This window comes from Mesorhizobium sp. AD1-1 (assembly GCF_020164655.1).
GTDB classification, from domain to species: Bacteria; Pseudomonadota; Alphaproteobacteria; order Rhizobiales; family Rhizobiaceae; genus Mesorhizobium; species Mesorhizobium ciceri.
In genome coordinates, this window is the sequence record NZ_JAIUGP010000011.1 from 91,506 (window position 1) to 112,137 (window position 20,632).

The 20,632-nt window shown below is 63.4% G+C and carries 20 protein-coding genes and 1 pseudogene; 7 read left to right on the forward strand and 14 right to left on the reverse strand.

What is annotated here, in order from left to right:
• Positions 1–131: 131 nt before the first annotated feature.
• Positions 132–355 (forward strand): annotated as a pseudogene (locus tag LB519_RS31345) (type II toxin-antitoxin system RelE/ParE family toxin); the annotation flags it as partial.
• On the opposite strand, the gene LB519_RS20655 reads toward LB519_RS31345, so the two are convergent.
• The 9 genes from LB519_RS20655 to LB519_RS20695 all read right to left on the reverse strand — a co-directional run bounded on the left by LB519_RS20655 (position 352) and on the right by LB519_RS20695 (position 8,231).
• Complete coding sequence (locus LB519_RS20655; RefSeq protein ID WP_024505284.1) at positions 352–816, reverse strand: cytochrome c-type biogenesis protein; 465 nt, start codon at positions 814–816, stop codon at positions 352–354. The pseudogene LB519_RS31345 and the gene LB519_RS20655 overlap by 4 nt on opposite strands.
• Entirely contained in the window at positions 813–2,804 is a 1,992-nt protein-coding gene (locus LB519_RS20660) for a heme lyase CcmF/NrfE family subunit (RefSeq protein ID WP_224621019.1), read from the reverse strand. The genes LB519_RS20655 and LB519_RS20660 overlap by 4 nt, the downstream gene beginning before the upstream one ends.
• 32 nt (positions 2,805–2,836) lie before the next feature.
• Positions 2,837–3,280, reverse strand: a complete 444-nt coding sequence (ccmE, locus tag LB519_RS20665) for a cytochrome c maturation protein CcmE (protein ID WP_013532635.1) — start codon at positions 3,278–3,280, stop codon at positions 2,837–2,839.
• Positions 3,281–3,288: 8 nt separating this feature from the next.
• Positions 3,289–4,428, reverse strand: coding sequence for a c-type cytochrome biogenesis protein CcmI (ccmI, locus tag LB519_RS20670; RefSeq protein ID WP_224621021.1), 1,140 nt, complete (start codon positions 4,426–4,428; stop codon positions 3,289–3,291).
• A gap of 93 nt (positions 4,429–4,521) precedes the next feature.
• Positions 4,522–4,959, reverse strand: coding sequence for a hypothetical protein (locus tag LB519_RS20675; RefSeq protein ID WP_013532637.1), 438 nt, complete (start codon positions 4,957–4,959; stop codon positions 4,522–4,524).
• A gap of 184 nt (positions 4,960–5,143) precedes the next feature.
• Positions 5,144–6,577 carry an ATP-binding protein gene (locus tag LB519_RS20680; RefSeq protein WP_318011941.1) on the reverse strand — a complete coding sequence of 478 codons (1,434 nt, stop codon included), beginning with the start codon at positions 6,575–6,577 and terminating at the stop codon, positions 5,144–5,146.
• A complete protein-coding gene (locus tag LB519_RS20685; protein ID WP_013532639.1) occupies positions 6,561–7,226 on the reverse strand; it encodes a response regulator transcription factor in 666 nt (221 codons plus the stop codon). The genes LB519_RS20680 and LB519_RS20685 overlap by 17 nt, the downstream gene beginning before the upstream one ends.
• Positions 7,227–7,345: 119 nt before the next feature.
• On the reverse strand, positions 7,346–7,648 hold the full coding sequence (locus LB519_RS20690; protein ID WP_013532640.1) for a hypothetical protein: 303 nt from the start codon (positions 7,646–7,648) through the stop codon (positions 7,346–7,348).
• Positions 7,649–7,823: 175 nt separating this feature from the next.
• Positions 7,824–8,231: a DUF3168 domain-containing protein gene (locus LB519_RS20695; RefSeq protein WP_224621022.1), complete on the reverse strand. Its 408-nt coding sequence runs from the start codon at positions 8,229–8,231 to the stop codon at positions 7,824–7,826.
• 293 nt (positions 8,232–8,524) lie between these two features.
• Between LB519_RS20695 and LB519_RS20700 the strand changes: the two genes are divergently transcribed.
• Complete coding sequence (locus LB519_RS20700) at positions 8,525–9,313, forward strand: 2-keto-4-pentenoate hydratase (RefSeq protein ID WP_224621023.1); 789 nt, start codon at positions 8,525–8,527, stop codon at positions 9,311–9,313.
• Here LB519_RS20700 and LB519_RS20705 read toward each other — a convergent pair.
• The 5 genes from LB519_RS20705 to LB519_RS20725 form a co-directional block, all read right to left on the reverse strand.
• Entirely contained in the window at positions 9,310–10,113 is an 804-nt protein-coding gene (locus LB519_RS20705; RefSeq protein WP_027162976.1) for an ABC transporter permease, read from the reverse strand. The two genes, LB519_RS20700 and LB519_RS20705, sit on opposite strands and share 4 nt — an antisense overlap.
• Positions 10,113–10,946, reverse strand: a complete 834-nt coding sequence (locus tag LB519_RS20710; RefSeq protein WP_013532644.1) for an ABC transporter permease — start codon at positions 10,944–10,946, stop codon at positions 10,113–10,115. The genes LB519_RS20705 and LB519_RS20710 overlap by 1 nt, the downstream gene beginning before the upstream one ends.
• Before the next feature lie 23 nt (positions 10,947–10,969).
• Entirely contained in the window at positions 10,970–12,085 is a 1,116-nt protein-coding gene (locus LB519_RS20715) for an ABC transporter substrate-binding protein (RefSeq protein ID WP_127366760.1), read from the reverse strand.
• Between the two features lie 67 nt (positions 12,086–12,152).
• On the reverse strand, positions 12,153–13,247 hold the full coding sequence (locus LB519_RS20720; RefSeq protein WP_013532646.1) for an ABC transporter ATP-binding protein: 1,095 nt from the start codon (positions 13,245–13,247) through the stop codon (positions 12,153–12,155).
• Positions 13,248–13,367: 120 nt separating this feature from the next.
• Entirely contained in the window at positions 13,368–14,264 is an 897-nt protein-coding gene (locus LB519_RS20725) for a LysR substrate-binding domain-containing protein (RefSeq protein WP_013532647.1), read from the reverse strand.
• 84 nt (positions 14,265–14,348) lie between these two features.
• On the opposite strand from LB519_RS20725, the gene LB519_RS20730 reads away from it, so the two are divergent.
• The 5 genes from LB519_RS20730 (at position 14,349) to LB519_RS20750 (ending at position 20,509) form a co-directional block, all read left to right on the forward strand.
• A complete protein-coding gene (locus LB519_RS20730; RefSeq protein WP_206524306.1) occupies positions 14,349–15,968 on the forward strand; it encodes an amidohydrolase in 1,620 nt (539 codons plus the stop codon).
• Entirely contained in the window at positions 15,965–16,897 is a 933-nt protein-coding gene (locus tag LB519_RS20735; RefSeq protein WP_013532649.1) for a dimethylarginine dimethylaminohydrolase family protein, read from the forward strand. Before LB519_RS20730 ends, LB519_RS20735 begins: the two co-directional genes overlap by 4 nt.
• Before the next feature lie 150 nt (positions 16,898–17,047).
• Complete coding sequence (locus LB519_RS20740) at positions 17,048–19,201, forward strand: transglycosylase domain-containing protein (protein ID WP_224621025.1); 2,154 nt, start codon at positions 17,048–17,050, stop codon at positions 19,199–19,201.
• Between the two features lie 161 nt (positions 19,202–19,362).
• On the forward strand, positions 19,363–19,947 hold the full coding sequence (locus tag LB519_RS20745; protein WP_224621026.1) for a DUF1214 domain-containing protein: 585 nt from the start codon (positions 19,363–19,365) through the stop codon (positions 19,945–19,947).
• Positions 19,940–20,509, forward strand: a complete 570-nt coding sequence (locus LB519_RS20750; RefSeq protein WP_224621027.1) for a DUF1254 domain-containing protein — start codon at positions 19,940–19,942, stop codon at positions 20,507–20,509. The genes LB519_RS20745 and LB519_RS20750 overlap by 8 nt, the downstream gene beginning before the upstream one ends.
• Positions 20,510–20,632 lie beyond the last annotated feature (123 nt).

Below are 20,632 nucleotides of genomic sequence, written 5' to 3' on the forward strand. Positions count from 1 at the left end.
TACAGCGCCATTTCCGACACATGAAACTTTGGTAATGTTTTGGGGTCGGGAGACGCACAAACCCGTTGGCCGCGATGCCCTATGCGCTATCTTGTACACAACTCAGCACAAGGCTTTCATAATGACAGCAAGCACGCCTGGCGGATCGTATTCGTGAAATGGGCCGAGACCTTGGTGATATGGCGACGGGCCGGCCAGGCCGAGTAACAGGCACATATGAGACGTTCATCAGCCGCCTGCCCCACACCACATCATTGCCTATGAGTTGCGCCCGATCGCTGGCCGTCAGAGCGTCGTTATCCTGCGCGTCATTCACACGTCGCGGGACTGGCCCTCGGAAGAATGGCCGAGCTAATTGCCTAGTATCTTGTCCAGCGCCGCCTGTTCCTCAGTGGTCAGCGCATTGGTTGCCAGCGAGCGACGCGACCGCGCGGTCAGCACGATGAAAACGCCTCCCACCAGCAACAGCAGGACAGGCGTGCCCCACAGCAATGCATTGCGCAGGTCGAAACGCGGCTTGAGCAGCACGAACTCGCCATAGCGCGAAACCACGTAGTCCATGACCTGCTGGTCAGTGTCGCCGGCGACGAGGCGCTGACGCACGAGGACGCGCAGGTCGCGGGCAAGGTCGGCATCGGATTCGTCGATCGACTGGTTCTGGCAGACCATGCAGCGCAAGCCTTCCGAAAGCGCCCGAGCCCGCGCCTCAAGTGCAGGATCAGGCAGCATCTCGTCAGGCTTCACCGCCAAGGCCGTGCCGGCAAAAAACAGCGCCAGCAGCAGGATAATGGAGGTCAGCGAAAGCCGTGCGTTCATGGCAGGGTCGCGGATGGCACCACGCTCGCCTGCTTGCGCCGTCGCGACGGCGCGCCGACGCGCAGGCGCCGGTCCATCAGCGACATCGCCGCGCCCGCCATCATCATCAGGCCACCGCCCCAGATCAACGTCACCAGCGGCTTCCACCACAAACGCACGACGACCGAACCGTCTTTGCCCTCGTCGCCGAGCGAGATGTAGAGCTGCGAGAAACCGATCGTCCTGATGCCGGATTCCGTCGTCGTCATCTGCCGCACCGGATAAAACCGCTTGGCGGAGCTGATTTCGCCAACAGGGCTGCCGCTGACGCCGATCAACTCGAAGCGGCCGCGATCCTCGCTGTAATTCGGTCCCTGGGCCGGATAAAGCCCGACGAAACGCAGCGTATGGCCGGACAGTTCGACGGTCTCGCCGGCATGCATCGACAGGATCTTCTCGGTGCCGAAGCAAAGTGTGCCGACGATGCCGAGCGTGGTCAGGCCGAGGCCGAGGTGAGCGAAGGCTGTGCCGAAGACCGAGCGCGGCAAGCCGAGCAAGCGCCGGACCATGATCCCCGTTGCGACGGTCCGAAAGCCGGATTTGACGGCGAGATCGGTGAGCGCGCCAAGGATCAGCCAGACGGCAAGGCCTACGCCCAGGGCTGCGAACACCGAGCCGCCGTCGATGAACAGAGCGGTGACCAGCGTCGCCAGCAGTGCCGCAGCAAAGGCCACCATCAGGCGCTGCGCGACGGCGAAGACATCGCCGCGCTTCCAGGCCAGCAACGGCCCGAACGGAACCACGAGCAGCAGCGGCACCATCAGCGGCCCGAAGGTGAGATTGAAGAACGGCGCGCCGACCGAGATCTTGTCGGCTGAAAAGGCTTCGACAGCGAGCGGATAGAGTGTGCCGACAAGCACGGTCGCCGTCGCCGTGGTCAGGAACAGATTGTTGAGGACGAGTGCCCCTTCTCGGGAAATCGGGTGGAACAGGCCGCCGGTCGTCAACCGGGAAGCGCGCAGCGCAAACAGCGCCAGCGAGCCGCCGATAAACAACGTCAGGATGCACAGGATAAACACGCCCCGGGTCGGATCGGTTGCAAAGGCATGCACCGAGGTCAGCACGCCCGAACGCACGAGGAAGGTGCCGAGCAGCGACAGCGAAAAGGTCAGGATGGCGAGCAGCAGCGTCCAGATCTTCAGCGCCGAGCGCTTTTCCATGACAATGGCCGAATGGAGCAGCGCGGTGCCCGCCAGCCACGGCATGAAAGACGCGTTCTCGACTGGATCCCAGAACCAGAAACCGCCCCAGCCAAGTTCATAGTAGGCCCAGTATGATCCCATGGCGATGCCGCCGGTCAGGAACATCCAGGCGACCAGCGTCCACGGCCGCACCCAGCGCGCCCACGACGCGTCGATGCGCCCTTCGATGAGAGCGGCGACCGAGAAGGAAAAACAGATCGAGAAGCCGACATAGCCGAGATAGAGGAACGGCGGGTGGATGGCGAGGCCGAGATCCTGCAGGATCGGGTTGAGATCGCGGCCTTCGATCGGCGCCGGGTTGAGCCGGATGAACGGATTGGACGTCGCCAGGATGAACAGGAAGAAGGCGGCGCCGATGGCGCCTTGCACCGCAAGCACATTGGCGCGCAGCGTCGCCGGCAGGTTGGAGCCGAAAGCGGCGACGAGTGCGCCGAAGAAGGTCAGGATCAACACCCAAAGCAGTATCGAGCCTTCATGATTGCCCCAGGTTCCGGTGATCTTGTAGATCAACGGCTGCAAGGAATGCGAGTTTTCCCACACGCTTGCCACCGAGAAATCGGAGCTCGCATAGGCACTCGCCAGCGCTGCGAAAGACAGCGCCGTCAAGGCGAAGCCGGTCACCGCGACCGGACCGCCGACGGCCATCAGGCGCTGGTTGTTCAGGCGTGCGCCAAACAGCGGCACGAGCGTCTGCACCAGCGAAAGCGCAAACGCCAGGACGAGGGCGAAATGTCCGGTTTCAACCATGCCCGTGATCCACTGTCGCTCTCCTGCCGGAGCTATTCACTCTTGCTCTCCTGCCACACGCCCTTGGCCTTGAGGCCGTCTGCAACCTCCTTGGGCATATAGCGCTCATCATGCTTGGCCAGCACGCTATCGGCAACAAAAACCCCGTCCGGGCCGAAACTACCCTCGGTGATGACGCCCTGCTCTTCGCGGAAAAGGTCGGGCAGGATGCCGGTATAGGTGACCTTGACCGATTTGTGCGTGTCGGTGACCGAAAAGCCGACCGTGGCCCCCTGCCCGCGCTGGATCGTGCCTTTTTCGACCAATCCACCCAACCGGATGCGCTGGCCAGGCTGGACGCTTGCCGTGGTGAGATCGGCCGGCATGTAGAAATAGGAGGCCTTCTGGCCAAGCGCGTAGAAAGTCAGCCCGGTCGCGGCACCCAGGAAGACCAGGCCGCCCGCGATCACCGACAATCGTTTCTGCTTGCGCGTCATGTCTTGTTCTACTCCGTCGCCGCAAGCCCAAGCGAAGCGGCAAAGGCGGTGAATTTCTTCGCCTGGTCACTGTCGGCCCCAAAGACGGCAATGGCGCGACCGAGCGCCTGACGCGCCTGATCGGCCTTGCCAAGCACGACATAGGAACGAACGAGCCGCATCCATCCTTCCGGGTCGTGCGGATTTTGCCGCAGTTTGTCGTCAAGGCCGGCAACCATGGTGTTGATCATGGCTTCCCGATCCTGCGGCGACATCGAGGATGCGGCGTCGATATCGCCGGCATCGGGGCCGTTGGCGGCGCCGCCGGAAGCCACTTCGGGGTTGCGGGACTTGGCCAGCGCCTGCTCGACGGCACCGCGCCATGGCGAGTCCGGCGGCAATCTGCCCAGCATCGCCTGCCATGCCGTGGTCGCTTCCTTGGCGCGACCCTCCTGCGCCAACGCCATGGCCAGGTAGAAACTGGCCTTCGCATTGGCCGGATCGAGCTTCAGGGCTGCCTCGAAAGCATCCTGGGCATCGGCCGAGACAATGCCGCCTGCCGCGCCGGCGATCGCCTCTCCGAGACCTGCCTGGCGAACGGCGCTGTCGCCATCAAGCCGAATGGCGTTGCGATAGGCATCCGCCGCGTCGGAAAAGCGCTGCATGCGCAGATAGACCGGTGCAAGCACGTCCCAGCCCCTGCCATCGGTGGGATTGGCGGCCAGATGGGCTTCGGCCCGCGCCACCAGTTCGTCGACCGAACTGTCGGCGGGATTCTTGGCCAACCGCTCGCTGAGCGGTTGTGACGGCAGGTCGGGAGAGCCAAGCTTGACATAGAGCCCCCAACTGACCAGCGGCACCGCCAGCACGGCTACGGTCGCTACCAGCCTTGCGGTGGCCGGCGCTCGGCCCGCGTTTGCGCCGCCGGCGGTACCCGCATTGTCAAGGCGAAGGATGCGGCGAGCGATCTCGGCGCGGGCTTCGGCCGCTTCGGCCGGCTGGATCAAGCCACGCGCAGCGTCGCGGTCAAGCTCGGACAGTTGGTCGCGATAGACTTCGAGATCATGTTCGCCGCTCGACGACGCGCCCTTCGCGCTGGCGGCCAGCGGCAACAGCACCGCCAGGCTTGCACCCAGCGTGAGAATGGCGGCTATGACCCAGAACAGCATGGTTCTTCCAATAACGGCAGAGCTCTGCCGTGCCAACAGATGCATGCTGCGACGCTTTGACGACGCCAGCCGCCAATCGTCGGCAGACGGTCGTCAGGTCAGCGGTGTCCAGCTGCCATCGGCGTTGCGGCAAGCGGTTCCGCGCGCCGTGACTCCGGCGCCGCCGGAAAACACCGTCTGCGTGTACTGGCGGCAGTCCTGCGAACCGACGCGGTAGGGCTGGGCCGGAACCACCTCGCCGTAGCGCGAAGCCTGGGCGCCTTTCCACGTCACCTTCTGGCCGCTGGTCGTGTATTCCAGCGCTTTGTACTCAGCCTCGAGCGCGCTGCGCTTCTCGGTCTCGCTGAGGCCGTTGCCGATCGCCCCGCTGATGAGGCCGCCGCCCATCGCCGAAATGATCGTCGTGGTGACCTTGCCGCTGGAAGGAGGTGTCGAGGCCGGTGTCGCTGCCACGGTTGGACCCTTGCCGCTCAAGGTGGTGCAGCCGGAAACAGCCAGCAATGCGGAAACAAGCGCGACGCGAATCTTCATGCCAACAACCGGTTTTCTTGAGTTGGAGCCTGCCATGGATGCGCCGGGGGCCGCGTCATCGAGAAGTCGGCGTGGCCATAGTATTGATATTTGTCGGAAATTTGGCCGCTGGCCGCTGCGGGACCAATGGACATGCCGCCAACAACATCTCCCGCCCCTCTATGTCGATCGGCTCTGGTGAACATCACTGAAGGCTCCGCAATCGCACCACCGCCTTCAATCCGCCCATACCGGACCGTTCGAGCGCCAGAACGCCTCCATACTCGTTGACGAGGTCTGCGACAATGGCCAGGCCCAGACCTGTTCCGGGCTTTGTCTCGTCCAGACGCCGTCCGCGCTTCAGCGCCTCGCGCGCCTTGTCCTCGGGAATGCCCGGACCGTCATCCTCTATGCCGATCTCGAACAGGCCGGCCGGGTCGTCCTTGCCGGTCAAGGGCACGACCGAGACCTGCACCGCGCTCTTTGCCCATTTCATCGCGTTTTCAAGGAGATTGCCCAGCAGTTCCTCAAGGTCCTCGCGCTCGCCGGCGAAGACGATCTCGGCCGCCGGCAGCGACAGCGATAGATTTGTCTGCGGATTGAGCTTCCGCAGAACCCGCACCATGCGCTGCACCAGCGGCGTCACCGGCGTGCGGTAGACGACGCTGTCGCGTTGTGCCGCGACGCGGGCGCGCTGGAGATAGTGTTCGACCTGCTTCTGCATGGAAGCCGCCTGTTCGGCGATCAACTGCCCCTTGGCGCCGCCGAGCGCGCGGCCCTCGTTGAGCAGTACCGCCAGCGGCGTCTTCAGCGAATGGGCGAGATTGCCGACCTGTGTTCGCGACCGCTCGACGATGCGCCTGTTGTTTTCGATCAGCGCATTGGTTTCGTTGGCAAGCGGTTCGATCTCGGCCGGGAAGCGGCCGTCGAGCCTCTGGGCGGTGCCTTCGCGCACCATGGCGAGCGCGTTCCTGACCCGGCGCAGCGGCTGCAGGCCGAGCAGGATTGCGATCGCGTTGATGGCAATCATGCCGACGCCGAACAGGCTGAGATAGGTCAGCAGGCGGCGCTGAAAGGTGGCGATTTCCTGTTCGAGTTCGCTCTGGTTGCCCATGACGCGGAAACGCGCGGCGCGGTTCTTGGCGTCGAGGACGAATTCGCTCTCGAACACTTCGAGCTGCTCGCCGTCGATGCCTTCGGCTGCGTAGCTGCGCTGGAAGCTCGCGTTGAACGGCACCTCGGCAACGCTCGGTGACGGGATCGTCGTGGTCATCGACGACGAATGGAGATCACCATGCACGCCTTCCGAAGCGGGCTCAGCCGACCAGTACCAGCCCGAATTCGGCTCCGAGAACCGGAGGTCGCCGAGATCTGGCGCGCCGGTCAGCGCACCGCTGTCGGAGATGCCGATCGAACCGATCAGGTTGAACAAATGCGCCGAAAGCAGGCTGTCGAAGCCGCGCTCGCTGGCCTGGCGGTATAGGGTGGTGATCAAGGTGAAGATGACAACGAGCGTCACGATCGCCCAGACCGTGGAAAAGGCGATGACGCGGAACGTCAGCGAACGCGGCCACAAACGCGGCGAAAGCGGCGTCCTTGCGGTTGGTTTGAGCGGTTCCGAGTTACGCCTCCGGCTCACGCATGCGGTAGCCCATGCCGCGCACGGTTTCGATCATGTCGATGCCCATCTTCTTGCGCAGCCGCCCGACAAACACCTCGATGGTGTTGGAATCGCGGTCGAAATCCTGATCGTAGAGATGCTCGACCAGTTCGGTCCGCGAGACGACCTCGCCCATATGGTGCATCAGATAGGCAAGCAGGCGGAATTCGTGCGACGTCAGCTTCAGCGGCACGCCGCCGACATCGGCCTTGGAGGCCTTGGTGTCGAGGCGCAGCGGTCCGCAGGTCAGCTCGGACGAGGCATGGCCGGCAGCGCGCCGGATCAGAGCCCGCAGCCTCGCCAGCACCTCCTCGATGTGGAACGGCTTGGTGACGTAGTCGTCGGCGCCGGCATCGATGCCGGAAACCTTGTCGCTCCAGCGGTCGCGCGCCGTCAGGATCAGCACCGGCATCTTGCGGCCGCCGCGTCGCCAGCGCTCGACCACGCTGATGCCGTCCATCTGCGGCAGGCCGATATCGAGCACGACCGCGTCATAGGGCTCGGTGTCGCCGAGGAAATGGCCTTCCTCGCCGTCGAAGGCGCGGTCGACGACATAGCCGGCATCGACCAGCGCATCCGATATCTGCCGATTGAGATCCTTGTCATCTTCGACGACCAGTACACGCATGCGGAGTTCGATACCTGTTGAAGAGCTTTGTCGGATGGAAGAGCTTTGTAGGATTGAAAACTGGGGCAGATATAGGCCGATTCCGGCGGCCTGGGAAACGTGGCCTAAGGTTGATTGGATCAGTTCAGCGGAACGACGATCTCGGAACGGCGCGGACGTTGTCCGTCCTTGCCCGGAACGAGCACGACGATGACACAGACAGGCTGACCGCCGCGCGTCGATTGCGAGGCCTTGGCCAGCGTTCCGCCATTCTGCTCAGCCACCTGTTGGCCGATGGCGTAGCAATCGGAGGCCGCCAGTACGATCGGACTGGCAAGATCGGGCGGCGCGATGACCGGCATCGCCATCGCCTGCGACGCAAACAGTCCGGCAGCACAAAGCGCCAGTGTCGCGGTTCGGAAGTGGGAGCGAAGCGTTTTCATGACCGGCGTTGTAACGCATCGGTGCTGAACGTGAAATGAACGGTGAACGCCGCTGAAAACATCCTCGTCACACCCCTGCAACGCGAGACAGTCAACCTGGAATTTCACCGCCTCGAACAGGCGAAATCCCGCGAAAGTCCAGTCTAGACTCCGTTTTGACCATATTGAAAGCGCATCAGGCATTTTCCTGCGTCATCGCGCGAAAACGCAGCAGCCCGTGATGCACGAGCAGATCCTCGTCATGGCGGGCTTCGGCAAATTCCAGCGACAGTCGTGTCTGGCCGCGAGGGCCGATCACCAATGCTGCGTCGGCAAGGCGCGCCTGGATGGCGGCCATGATGGCTAGCGTTTCGGCATCACCATGGGCTTTCGACCAGACATGCAGCGTAATCAACTGATCGTCAGTGTTCTCGATGCCCGTATCCCAGTCGAAAGCGGAGGTATGGCCGCAGGTCACGTACGGAAAAGCGGCGTTGTCGGCTGGCCGTTCGAGCAGTCCGGCGCCGCCCAGCAAGGCCGACAGCGATGGATCGCTTCTCAATCTCTGGAACAATGCCTGCTGCAAATCGCCGGACGCGGTCATCGTCTTTTCCTCCGGTTCCTGCGCTGCCGACTGTTGCTTTTCGGAAGCTGTCCGCGTTCTGCGTGTTCTGACAGATATAGCCATTCGACGCGCAGAGGCGATGGCGATTCGTCATCGGAATGATGGATGCCGATGATCTCGAAAGGGCGGCTTTGCCAAGACCACCGTCGCGGGCACCACGCCGTGAACATGGACTCTCGATTCCTGGTCACATATTCTCGCTCCATACAGCGTCGCATGACGCAATGTTTCCTTGCCGTTTTTGATCCACGAAGCAATTTCGGAAGCTGATGATGCTCGATGCAGAAAAGACCAAGGCTGCGTCGCGGTTGTTGGTAGGCCACTGGGACAAGGGCACCCGTCTCGACGCCATACCCGAGGCGTTGCGCCCACAAACACGGCTCGAAGGTTACGCTGTCCAGTCGCATGTCATGGATCGCTCGGCGGCTCCGCTTTTCGGCTGGAAGATTGCCGCGACCAGTCTGGCGGGACAAAGGCACATCAATGTCGACGGCCCCATGGCCGGACGTCTCCTGGCCGAGAAAGCGGTGGAGATCGGCGGGACCGTTTCCCTGGCGACGAGCAAGATGCGCGTGGCCGAGATCGAGTTCGCTTTCCGTTTCGGCCGCGAGCTGCCGCCTCGTCCGGCACCCTATGAAATCGCCGAGGCGATGGAAGCCGTGGCGAGCTTGCACCCGGCGATCGAAATCCCGGACTCACGGTATGACGATTTCTGCGCCGTCGGGGCGCCGCAGCTCATTGCGGACAATGCCTGCGCCAATCTGTTTGTCATCGGCGAGGCGGCGGAAGACGACTGGCATGACGTGGATCTTGCAAAGCACCCCGTGATCGCGTCCGTTTCCGGAAGGTCGCAACATAGCGGATCGGGAGCAGCCGTATTGGGCGATCCTCGCATCGCGCTTACCTGGATCGTCAATGAACTGTCGGGCCTGGGCATAGCGCTCCAGCCGGGACAGGTGGTGATTACCGGCACCTGCGTGACACCGATAAGCGTCGAGGCAGGCGACGAAGTCATCGGCGATCTAGGCAGGTTTGGCCGCGTCTCGGTGAGGTTTGTCTAGGCTCCGCGCTGCCTGGCCACGAAACTGCGCACCGCCAGCACCAGCACGGTGATGATGATCAGGATCACCGACAATGCCGCGATCGCCGGGTCGATGTTGTCGCGCAAGCCCATCCACATGAGCCGCGGCAGCGTGATGGCGTTGACAGAGGTGATGAACAAAGTGACGCCGATTTCTTCCCAGGACAGCACGAAGGAGAGAAGTGCAGCGGTGACGATGCCGAACTTGATGTTGGGCATGATGATGCGGGTGGCGCGCTCCCACACAGTGGCCCCTAAGCCCCGCGCGGCAAGGTCGATGCGGCGGTCGAGCTGGCTGAGCGAGACCAGCATCAGCACCGTGGCGAAGGGCACGGTCATCACCGAATGGGCCATGGCGACGCCCAGCCAGGTGTCGTAGCCGAAGAACGCGCTGAAGCCCGAGATCGAGGTGAGCAAGAAGTAGAGCGTGATCGCCGAGACCACCGGCGGCACCACCATCGGCAGTAGCACGAAGCCGACCAGGGCCGCGGTGAAGCGCGGCTGGAACATCCAGACGCCAAGGCTGAAGCACAGCGCCAGCACAGTTGAAAAGGCGCTGCTGACGACACCGATGCGGATCGAGAGCAGAATCGATTGGAGCCAGCGCGGGTCTTCGATCAGCGCCCGGTAATGGCGCAGCGACAGTTCGCCCGACGGCATGGCCAGCATGCGGCTCGGCGTCAGCGACACCGGGATGACGGCGAGCAGCGGCATCAGCAGGAACAGCGCCACGAAGGCGGCGATGATCAGCGAGACGGGACCGGGGCGGTAGGTCGGCATCAGATCAACTGCTTCGGTCTGACATATCGGAACAAGAGCGCCATCAGCGCGCCGACGAACAGCACCAGCACGACGCTGATCGCTGCACCCAAGCCCCAGTCCGGGCTCTGGAATATCCTGAGATAGATCAGCTCGGCAATCATGACGCTGCGGCCGCCGCCAAGGATCGCTGGCGTGACGAAGAAGCCGAGCGAGAAGACGAAAACGATCATCGCCGCGCCTATGATGCCGGAGCGCGTCATCGGCACGAACACCGTCCAGAAGGTGCGCATGCGGCTGGAGCCGAGCCCGCGCGCCGCCAGGAGCACGCGGTCGTCGAGGCTGCGCATGGCCGATGCCAGCGGAAAAACGGCGAAAGGAATGAGGAAGTGCGTCATGCCGACGATGACGCCGAATTCGTTGCGCACCAACGCCAGCGGTTCGGAGATGAAGCCGATCGCCTGCAGCCACGTGTTGATCAGGCCGCGATTGGAGAGCAGCGCCACCCAGCCGAAGGCACGGGTCAGCACCGAAATCCAGAAGGGAACGAGAATGCAGAACTCGGCGATCAGGCGCTGTGCCGGGGTTCCACGCACCCAGACGACGGTGATGGCGTAGGCAGCGGCCACCGAAACCACGGTGACGACCGCCGCGATGCGCAGCGTGCGGATGAACACCGACTGCACCAGATCGTCAGTGAGCAGCGCCTCATATTGGCCGAGGCCGGGCGTCGGCAGCGTAAAACTCCATTTGACGACGCCAAGGAACGGCCAGGCATAGGCCAGGACAAGAAACAGGAGCAGCGGCGCCATCAACAGCGCCGCGCCCATCCTGTCGGAGAGATAGGATCTCATTGACCCGATTACCCCGGCCCTGATCAGGCCGAGATGATCTTGGTGTATTCGTCGAGCGCCGGCCCGTAGTTCTTGGCGTACCAGTCCATGTCGAGCGCGATCTGCTTCTTCATGTTCTCGGGATCGACCGGGTTGATGCGCTTCTTGTCGGCCGTGATCAGCGCGTCTGCCGCCGGGTTTGCAGGACCTTGGCCGAGCTTGTCGAACATGACCAGCTGCTTTTCAGGGTCCTGGGCACTGGCGATGAACTTCATCGCAGCGTCCTTGCCGCCGGGGTTGTTCTTGAGCACGGCCAGCGCACCGGGCGAGATCAGTCCCTGGTCCCAGATGAACTTGATCTTGCCGCCCGAATCCTGCTCGATCAGCGAAGCGCGCGTCGACCAGACGATCGCCATCGAGGCCTCGCCATTGAGCAGCACGCTCTGGCTTTCGGCGCCGCCACCCCAATAGGCAACGACGTTTTCCTTGAACGCGGCGATCTTGTCATGGGCGCGCTTGAGGTCGAGCGGGTAGAGCGACGCCGGCGCGATGCCGTCGGCCAGAAGTGCTGCTTCCCAGCTCGATACGCCCCATTTGTAGAGCGAGCGCTTGCCGGGGAATTTCTTCACGTCGAAGAAATCGGCCATGCCGGTCGGCGCGTCCTTGCCGTACTTCTCGGAATCATAGGCAATGACATAGGAGAAGAAATAGGTCGAGGCGGCGTATTCCCAACCAAAGCCGGGCCGCATCTTCTTCTTGTCGACGATGTTGTAATCGATCGGCTCGAGAGCCCCTTGGGCGCCGAGCGTGATGGCCGAGAAGGGGTCTACGTCGACGAGATCCCAGGTCGGCGCGCCGCTCTTGAACTGCGCGGCGATGGCGCCTTCAGTCGGACCCGAACCGTCCATCTTGACGGCGATGCCGGTGTCCTTGGTGAAGGCCTGGCCATAGGCGGCATCATAGGCGGTGATGGCATCGCCACCCCAGTTGACCAGCACGAGTTCCTTGGCCTGCGCAAAGGCACCTGTCGAGCGCAGCAGCATCGGCGCGCCAGCCAGCACGAGTGCCGCCAGCTGTGTGAACTGCCGGCGCGAGATCTCGCCGCGACCTGCCCTGGCGGACAGGCTCTCGACGGCTTGTTTTTTGGTGTCATGTGTCATGTCAGTTCCCCTTTTTTGTTGTTGATAGTGCCGGAAAGCGGTGGAGCGATATCTCGCCACACCGTCGTCATTGCCCTCCATGCGGAAGGAGGAAACCCTTTTCCGCCGGCCAGGTGAGCCAGACGGAATTGCCCTTGCTGAGCGCTGCGGCCGCCACCTCGTTCGGCACCGACACGGTAACCTTGGCGCCTTGCCGTGTCGTCAGGTCGAGCCGCGTTGCAGCGCCCAGATAGGTGGAGTTGGTGGCGGTAGCGGCGATGCCATTCTCGCCATCCGCCGCCTCGCCCGATATCGACATGTATTCGGGCCGGATCGCCAGGATGGCATCGCCGCGCACGAGTTCGGCCTTGCAGCCCATGCTGACCGCGCGGTCTTCGCACAGGCCGGTCGAGCCATTGCCGGCAGGCTTGACGCCCTTCAGCGGCAGCATGTTGATTTCGCCGAGGAACTCGGCGACGAAGCGGTTGTCCGGCCGGTCGTAGACTTCGTCGGGCGCTCCGACCTGCAGCAGTTTGCCGTGGTTGAAGATGGCAACGCGCGACGACAGCGCCAGCGCCTCGCTCTGGTCGTGGGTGACGAAGACGAAAGTGGTTCCGGTTTCCTGGTGCAGCCGCTTCATCTCGGCCTGCATCTGGCCGCGCAGGCTCTTGTCGAGCGCCGAGAACGGCTCATCGAGCAACAGCACGCCAGGTTCGAACACCAGCGCACGGGCCAGCGCCACGCGCTGCTGCTGGCCGCCCGACAGTTGCGCCGGCAGTTTCTTCTCGTGGCCCTTGAGACCGACGCGCTCGATCATCTCGCCGACACGGCGCTTGATGTCGGCGGCCGGTTTCTTGCGCACCTTGAGTGGGAAGGCGATGTTGGCTTCGACGCTCATATGCGGGAACAGCGCGTAGCCCTGGAACACCATGCCGGCGGCCCGTTGCTCTGCCGGTCGGTCGGTGATGTCGACGCCGTCGCTGAACAGCTTGCCCTCGGTCGGCTGCACGAAGCCCGCAAGGATCATCAGGAAGGTGGTCTTGCCCGAACCCGACGGCCCGAGCAGGGTCAGGAACTCGCCACGGCCGATATCGAGCGACAGATTGTCCAGCGCACGGAACGAGCCGAAGCTCTTGCCGATCCCGATTGCCTTGATCTCTGCGGCACGGCCGGGTTGCTGCATACTGCCCTTTCCCTAACGCTTGTCGAAATCGTAGGCAGGGTGCCGGCTCACCGCAACCGAATAGTTTTCGCGTGATCGGCAAATTCCATTCATCTATGGCGAGATGGCGCCGCCTTGCCCTCAATACGGCAGAATGCGGTTCTCCTGGAGTTTCGACCGCAGCCATCCCGCGAACGCTTCCAGCACCGGATGCGAGGCCTTGGCGTGTTCGGAGACCAGGAAATAGGAGCGCGGCGACTTGATCGCGATGTCGAACGGCCTGACCAGCCGGCCCTCGCTCAGCGCCCGCCGGCTGGTCAGTTCGTCGCCCATGGCGATGCCCTGGCCGGCAATAGCCGCCGAAAAGACGAGGTTCATGTCCGAAAAGAAGATGCCGCCCTCAATGTCGGGGTTTTCCACCTTGGACAGCGCCAGCCAGCGCGCCCAATCCTCGGTGTCGTCGAGATGCAGCAGGTTGGCGCGTAGCACGTCCGACGGCCGGGAAAACCCGCCGACCTTGTTGAGCAGCGTCGGGCTGCAGAGCGGCGTGAACGAGATTTCGCAGAGCGGCTCGACCGCCCGGTTCGGCCAATTGCCGACACCAAACGCAATGAAGGCATCGGCATCTGCGTTGCTGACATCGTCGAGCCGGCGCGGCGTCAGGATGCGCAGCGCCACGTCAGGATACATCTGCCGGAACTCGCCGATATGGGTGCACAAGAACAGCGAGGCGAAGCCGGGCGTGCAACTGACGGCAAACGAGCCGCCGACGCCGGTGCCGGCGTCCCGCGTCACCGCATCGCCCAAAACGGTGAGCGCCTTGCGCACGTCGCTGGCGTAGCGCTGGCCGCGCGGCGTCAGCGCCACGCCCTTGCCGATGCGTTCGAGCAGGTCGAAGCCGAGATCGCGCTCCAGCAGACGAAGCTGATGGCTCACGGCGCTGCGGGTCAGGTGCAACTCGTCGGCGGCGCGCCAGACGCTGCCATGGCGGGCGAAGCTGTCGAGCGCACGCAGCGCTTGTGTGGATGGTATACGCAAGGAGCCTCAGGTGAACCGAATTTGCACGAACCGGGAAAACATATCACTTTTTAGCGAACCGCTTCACTGCTTTCTTCTCATGCCATGGAGAAACCGGTGGCCACCTCGGCGCAAGCAACCGCCCTTGCCTGTCTCGACGGCATCCAGCCGTTGTTGTCCGCGTGGACACGCATCATCTTCGATTACGGCGAGACCGCGTGGCGGGAATATCAATCCGCCGCCTGGTATGTCGAGCGACTGAAACTCGAAGGCTTTTCTGTCGAAGAAGGCTCCGGCGGCATGCCGACCGCCTTCTGCGCGCATTGGACCAACGGCCCCGGCCCGACCATCGGCATGTACGCCGAATACGACGCGGTGCCGGGCAATTGCCAGGATGCCGCTACGGTCGAGCGTCCGCGCCGGGGACTTGGCAACCAGGCCGGCGGCCACACCGACCCGCATTCCGGGCTGGGTATTTCGAGCCTCGGCGGGCTGCTGGCGACCAAGGCCGCGATGCAGCGCCACGGCATATCAGGCACGCTGCGCTTCACCGGCGAGCCGGCGGAAAAGGTGCGTGGGTCAAAGCCGATCCATGCCGCCAAGGGCTATTATGACGGCCTTGCCGGCATGATCTCCTTTCATCCGTTCTACATGCTGCCGCTCTGCAACACGGCGCGCTGGGACACGCATTGCGGCGCGGCCTACGCGATGATCTATCGCTTCATCTGCGACCAACCGGAGCGCTGGGCGCTGGCTGCGGGCGCTGCACCCATTCCGCAAGCACATTCGGCGGCGCGCGCGCCCGGCGCCAACGACGCATTGATGATGATGTACATGGCCTCCAAGGCGCTGCGCGATTCCATGCTGCCTCACCAGGGCGGCTGGTCGATCAGCGAGGCGATCCTGACGGCGGGGCAAGCGACCGCCGACAATTTGCCGGCGGGGCTGGCCGAGATTCAGTACATGATCCGCGTGCCGACGCTTGCCATGGCCGAGCAGGTCACCGCGGTGCTCGACCGCAATGCCGAGGCGGCGGCAGCGATGAGTGGTTGCCGCACCGAGCGGCATTGGGTGTCGAAGTCACGACCGGGACTTGCCAATCATGCCATGGCCGAGATCGCCTATGAAGCGCTGTCGACGGTCGGGCCGCCGCGCTGGGACGAAGACGCCAAGGCAGTCGCGCGCGAAATACAGGTCAATGCCGGGCGCATGGCGAGCGACGAGCCGTTCATCGAAGAGCTGGAGCGCCTGATCGAGCCGCAGGCGGCGGAAGCGATCCTGCGCCGCGACCTGCCGCCCTCGCAGGTCAATTCGACCTCCGACGATTACACCGACATGAGCTGGCACACGCCGACGGCGCGCTTCTATGTCGCCCGCCCGGCGCTGCGTTCGGAGACCGGCTATCCCTATCCAGCCTGGGTGATGAATGCGCTGGGCGGTATTTCGGCCACGATCGACCCGATGGTGGCCTGCGCCTCCCGCACGATTGCGCTTGCCGCCCTTCGCCTGCTGGAAGACCAGACTGCCCGCGAGGCGGCGATGGACGAGTTCGTTACCCGCACCGGCGGCGGCATCGGCGGTTCGAACTGGATCGCGCCGCTTTGCGACTACGAGCCGCCGATCGGGTTTCGCTGGCCAGAATATGTCACCACCCCGCGTGGACGCGACTGGTGGATACCGAGCAATCAGACACCCCCAAGTCACCTCACGAGGAGCATCCCATGACCGTTCATGACCGCATTGTCGCCGAGCCGTTTTCGCTGCAGCGCCGCAACCCCGCCGGCGGCACCAAGCCGCTGACCGCCTGGGGGTTTGCCAACGAGACCGACGTGCTGACCGACGTCCTGCTCGGTTCGCCCAATTTCCTGCGTCATCTCTCGACCAGCTCGCTGTCGCGCAAGCACCTGCGCGAGGCGCCCTGCAACGTCCAGATCGCACAAGCACAGCACAAGGACCTGGTCGCCGCCTACGAGCATTTCGGCGTCAACATCCACTGGCACGAGCCGACGCCCGAGCTGCCGATGCAGGTCTATTCCCGCGATTCCAGCGTCATGACGCCCTACGGCGCCTTCATCACCGCCATGGCCAACTGGTGGCGGCGCGGCGAGAACTATGCCGCGATCCGCACCTATGAAAAACTCGGCATCCCGATCTACGACATGGTCACGGCTGGTACCTTCGAGGGCGGCGACTTCAACGTCATCGAGGATGGCGTCGTGCTGATAGGCTGCGGCGGCGCGCGCACGCAGGAGGAAGGTGCGCGCCAGGTGCAGGCCTGGTTCGACAAGGAAGGCTGGGAAACCCGCATCGCTTTCATCGACGAATATTACGTCCATATCGACCTGATGGTGGTGCCGATCGCCGAAAAACTGACCGCCGTCTGCCTTGCCTGCACCGAGCCCGGCATTGTCGACTGGCTGAAGGGCAAAGGCCACGAGATCATCGACGTGCCGTTCCAGGACACGATGGCGCTCGGCTGCAACTTCATGTCGCTGGGCAAGGACCGCGTGATCGCGCCGACCTCCAGCCAGTCGCTGATCGGCCAGCTCAAGGCCCGCGGTTTCGAGGTCGCGGCCGTCGACATGAGCGAGATTTCGAAGACCGGCGGCGGCATCCACTGCATGGCGCAGGCGCTGAAGCGCGAACCGGCCTGAGCCGGCTCGCCCCTCAGCAACAAACCCGATACTGTGTCTTCGCTGCCCTTGTGAGTGCTGGAAAAATGGAGGAATAGTCTTGCGGAATGCATCGCCCTGAAATTGCCGGTTTGCGGTACTCAGGTCGTGCAATTGCTAGCCGGATTCCGAATGGCCAGTCCCGAACCGCGCAAGAGAAGAGGTCCGATCGCCGCCCGGCTGCTGGCGCTCGACGCGTGGATCGATTCCTCGCTCTACGAGATCGGCTTCAAGGCGCGCCAGTTCTGGGAATCGGCGACGATCTTCTCGCGGCGCTTCCGCGTCAACGGCTGGCGCCGTGGCATCATCGAAGTGTTGAGCGAAGGTTTTACGCTCGGCGCCGGCGGCATCGTGGTGATGCTGGCGCTGGCCATTCCGGCTTTCCAGGATACGGCCGGCGACTGGCGCGCCCAGGGCGACTTCGCCGTCACCTTCCTCGACCGCTATGGCAACGAGATCGGCCAGCGCGGCATCATCCAGCGCGATTCTGTGCCGGTCGACGAGATGCCCGATCACGTCATCAAGGCGGTGCTTGCTACCGAGGATCGCCGCTTCTTCGATCACTACGGCATCGATGTGCTCGGCCTTTCCCGCGCCATCTTCGAGAATGTGCGGGCCAATTCCGTCGTTCAGGGCGGCTCGAGCATAACCCAGCAGCTGGCCAAGAACCTGTTCCTCACCAATGAGCGCACGCTAGAGCGCAAGATCAAGGAAGCCTTCCTGTCGCTGTGGCTCGAGGCCAATCTGTCGAAGAAGGAAATCCTGCAGCTCTATCTCGATCGAGCCTACATGGGGGGCGGTACGTTCGGCATCGAGGCGGCCGCCGATTTCTATTTCGGCAAGAGCGTCAAGGATCTGAACCTCGCCGAGGCGGCGATGCTGGCCGGGCTGTTCAAGGCGCCCACCAAATATGCGCCGCACATCAACCTGCCGGCAGCGCGCGCACGCGCCAATGTGGTGCTGTCCAACCTTGTCGATTCCGGCTTCATGACCGAGGGGCAGGTTCTGCAGGCAAGGCTGCATCCGGCCGATGTCGTCGACCGCGGCGAGCAGAAAAGTCCGGACTATTACCTCGACTGGGCATTCGACGAGGTCAAGAAGATCGCCAAACCGGGCCAGCACTCGCTTGTTGCCCACACCACCTTCGACGCGAACATCCAGAAGGCAGCGGAAGAATCGGTGGAGTTCCACCTGCGCCAGTTCGGCAAGGAGTACAACGTCACCGAAGGTGCCGTCGTCGTCATCGAGACCAACGGCGCCGTGCGCGCCATCGTCGGCGGCCGCGACTATGGCGCCAGCCAGTTCAACCGCGCCACCAAGGCGCTGCGCCAGACCGGCTCGTCATTCAAACCCTATGTCTATGCAACGGCGATGGAACACGGCTTCACGCCCAACTCCATCATCTCCGGCGGTCCGATCAGCTGGGGGTCCTGGTCGCCGCACAATTACAGCGGCGGATCGGCGGGCAATGTAACTCTGATCATGGCTATGGCCAAATCGATCAACACCGTGCCGGTTCGGCTGGCCAAGGATCACCTTGGCATCGGGCCGATCAAGGCCATGGCCGAGGCGATGGGCGTAGAATCGCCGCTCGAAGCGCACAAGACGATGGTGCTGGGCACCTCGGGCATGACGGTGATGGACCAGGCGACGGGCTACAGCGTGTTCGCCGACAACGGTTTCGTCGGCTTCCGGCACGGCATCAGCCAACTCGTCACCCGCACCGGCGAGGTGGTTTATGATTTCGCCAAGGATGCGCCGCCGCCACACCGGGTGTTGTCGGAGCAGGCGCTGAAATCGATGAACACCATGCTGGCGGCAGTACCGGTGATGGGCACGGCGCGGCGGGCCCAACTTCCCAACATCGTCGTCGCCGGCAAGACGGGCACGACGCAATCCTACCGCGACGCCTGGTTCGTCGGCTTCACCGGCAACTACACGGCGGCAGTATGGATGGGCAATGACGATTTCACGCCGACCAAGAACATGACCGGCGGCTCGCTGCCTGCGATGGTATGGCAGCGCCTGATGGTCTATGCGCACCAGAACATCGACCTCAAGCCGATCCCGGGCATCGACAAGCCCTTCGTCGACGAGGAGATCGCTGCCAAGGCCGAGGAAGCACAGAAGAAGAGCGACGCGCAGGCGGTGGCTGATGCAGCCGCCGAACGGCCGCCGGTGCTGTCCAGCCGCACGACGCAGACGCTGCGGGACATGACCAGCCTGTTCCAGTCGGCGCCCGTCCTCAATAGGCCTCAACCGCCGGAGACGCTGTCGGCGCTGTGATGGCGCGCCTGGAACACCCCTCATCCGACCGAGCTTCGCTCGGCCACCGTCTCCCGCGGGGGGAAGGAAGAGGCGGCTGCAATTCTACATCGGCCCCCTTGCCACAAGGCCCTGCGCCGCGATATCCCCGAGCGGCAACTCTTCGGTGTCCCCGGCCCTTCATGCTCAAAACTGCCTTCCTGACGTTGCTTTCGCTTGCCATAGCCATCATCGGCGGTGGCGGCAGCGTCTGGTATGCGCTGAAAGTCCAGGATGGCGTCGGCGCCATCCGGATCGGTCAATGGACAGCCTTTCCCGATATCGGCACGCCGTCCGCCGATCCTTATTCCAAGGCTCGCGTGGCGCGCGAGGGCGTGCTTGCACTCGGCCGTGCCGAGGGGCTGTCCTTCGTCGCCGAGCGAGACACGGGCGGCGCCGAGCTCAAGCGCGAATGCACCTACACCATCGAGGGCGGATTTCCAACGGCGCGGTTCTGGACGTTCTACGCCGCCGACCAGTCGCTCAGCGTGGTCGAGACCGGCAAATCACGGCTGGCGGCGCTGCAATCCTACGGGGTGGTGCGCCAGCCCGACAATTCGGTGATCATTTCCGCCGGCCATCACCCGATGCCCGGCAATTGGCTGCTGACAGACGGGTTCGGCAGGATGTATTTCGTGCTGACCTTCTACGACACGCCAATCGCCAGCAGCACGGGCCTGTCGGACGTCTCGCTGCCGCGGATCGTCAAGGTCGGCTGCAATGCGTAGTTTTTATGCGGCGATGCGCAGACTTCTGCATGCCGTCCTGCTCGGCCTGCTCGGCGCCGGCATCGTGCACATCGCCGTGCTGCTTCTGGTGCCTGAATTTTCCGAACGCGACGCCTGGTCGCGGCTGTCAATGGCTTCGGATCTCTACAAGATGACGCGGCTCGATGCCGAGGCCGGTGGGGCGCCCGTGGTGAAATCCGTCGACCCGCTGTTTTATGCAACGGCGTGCCGGTTCGACCTGGGCGAAGGTTTGGTCCGCGTCAAGGCACCTGGACATGTCCCGTTCTGGTCGGTGTCGGTCTATGATCGCAGCGGCCACAACATCTATTCCTTCAACGACCACACAGCGACCGGCGGCGTTCTGGATGCCGTGGTGCTGACGCCGGCGCAGATGATCGACGTGCGCAAGGACCTTCCAGAGGATCTTCAGGGGGCGATCTTCGTCGAAGCGCCGATCGAGGAAGGCATCTTCGTCATCCGTGCCTTCGTCCCCGATGACAGCTGGAAGCCGATCGTGTCGCGCTTCTTCGAACAGAGTTCCTGTGAGTTGCAGGACTTCTAGAGCGTGTCGCGTCTGAACGGATTCAGACGACCCGGTTTAGGTCTTTGTTTTCATGCATGTCGTTCTCCAAAACCGAGGTCACTTTTGGGCGACATGCACTAGACATGATCCCGGACCAAAGGT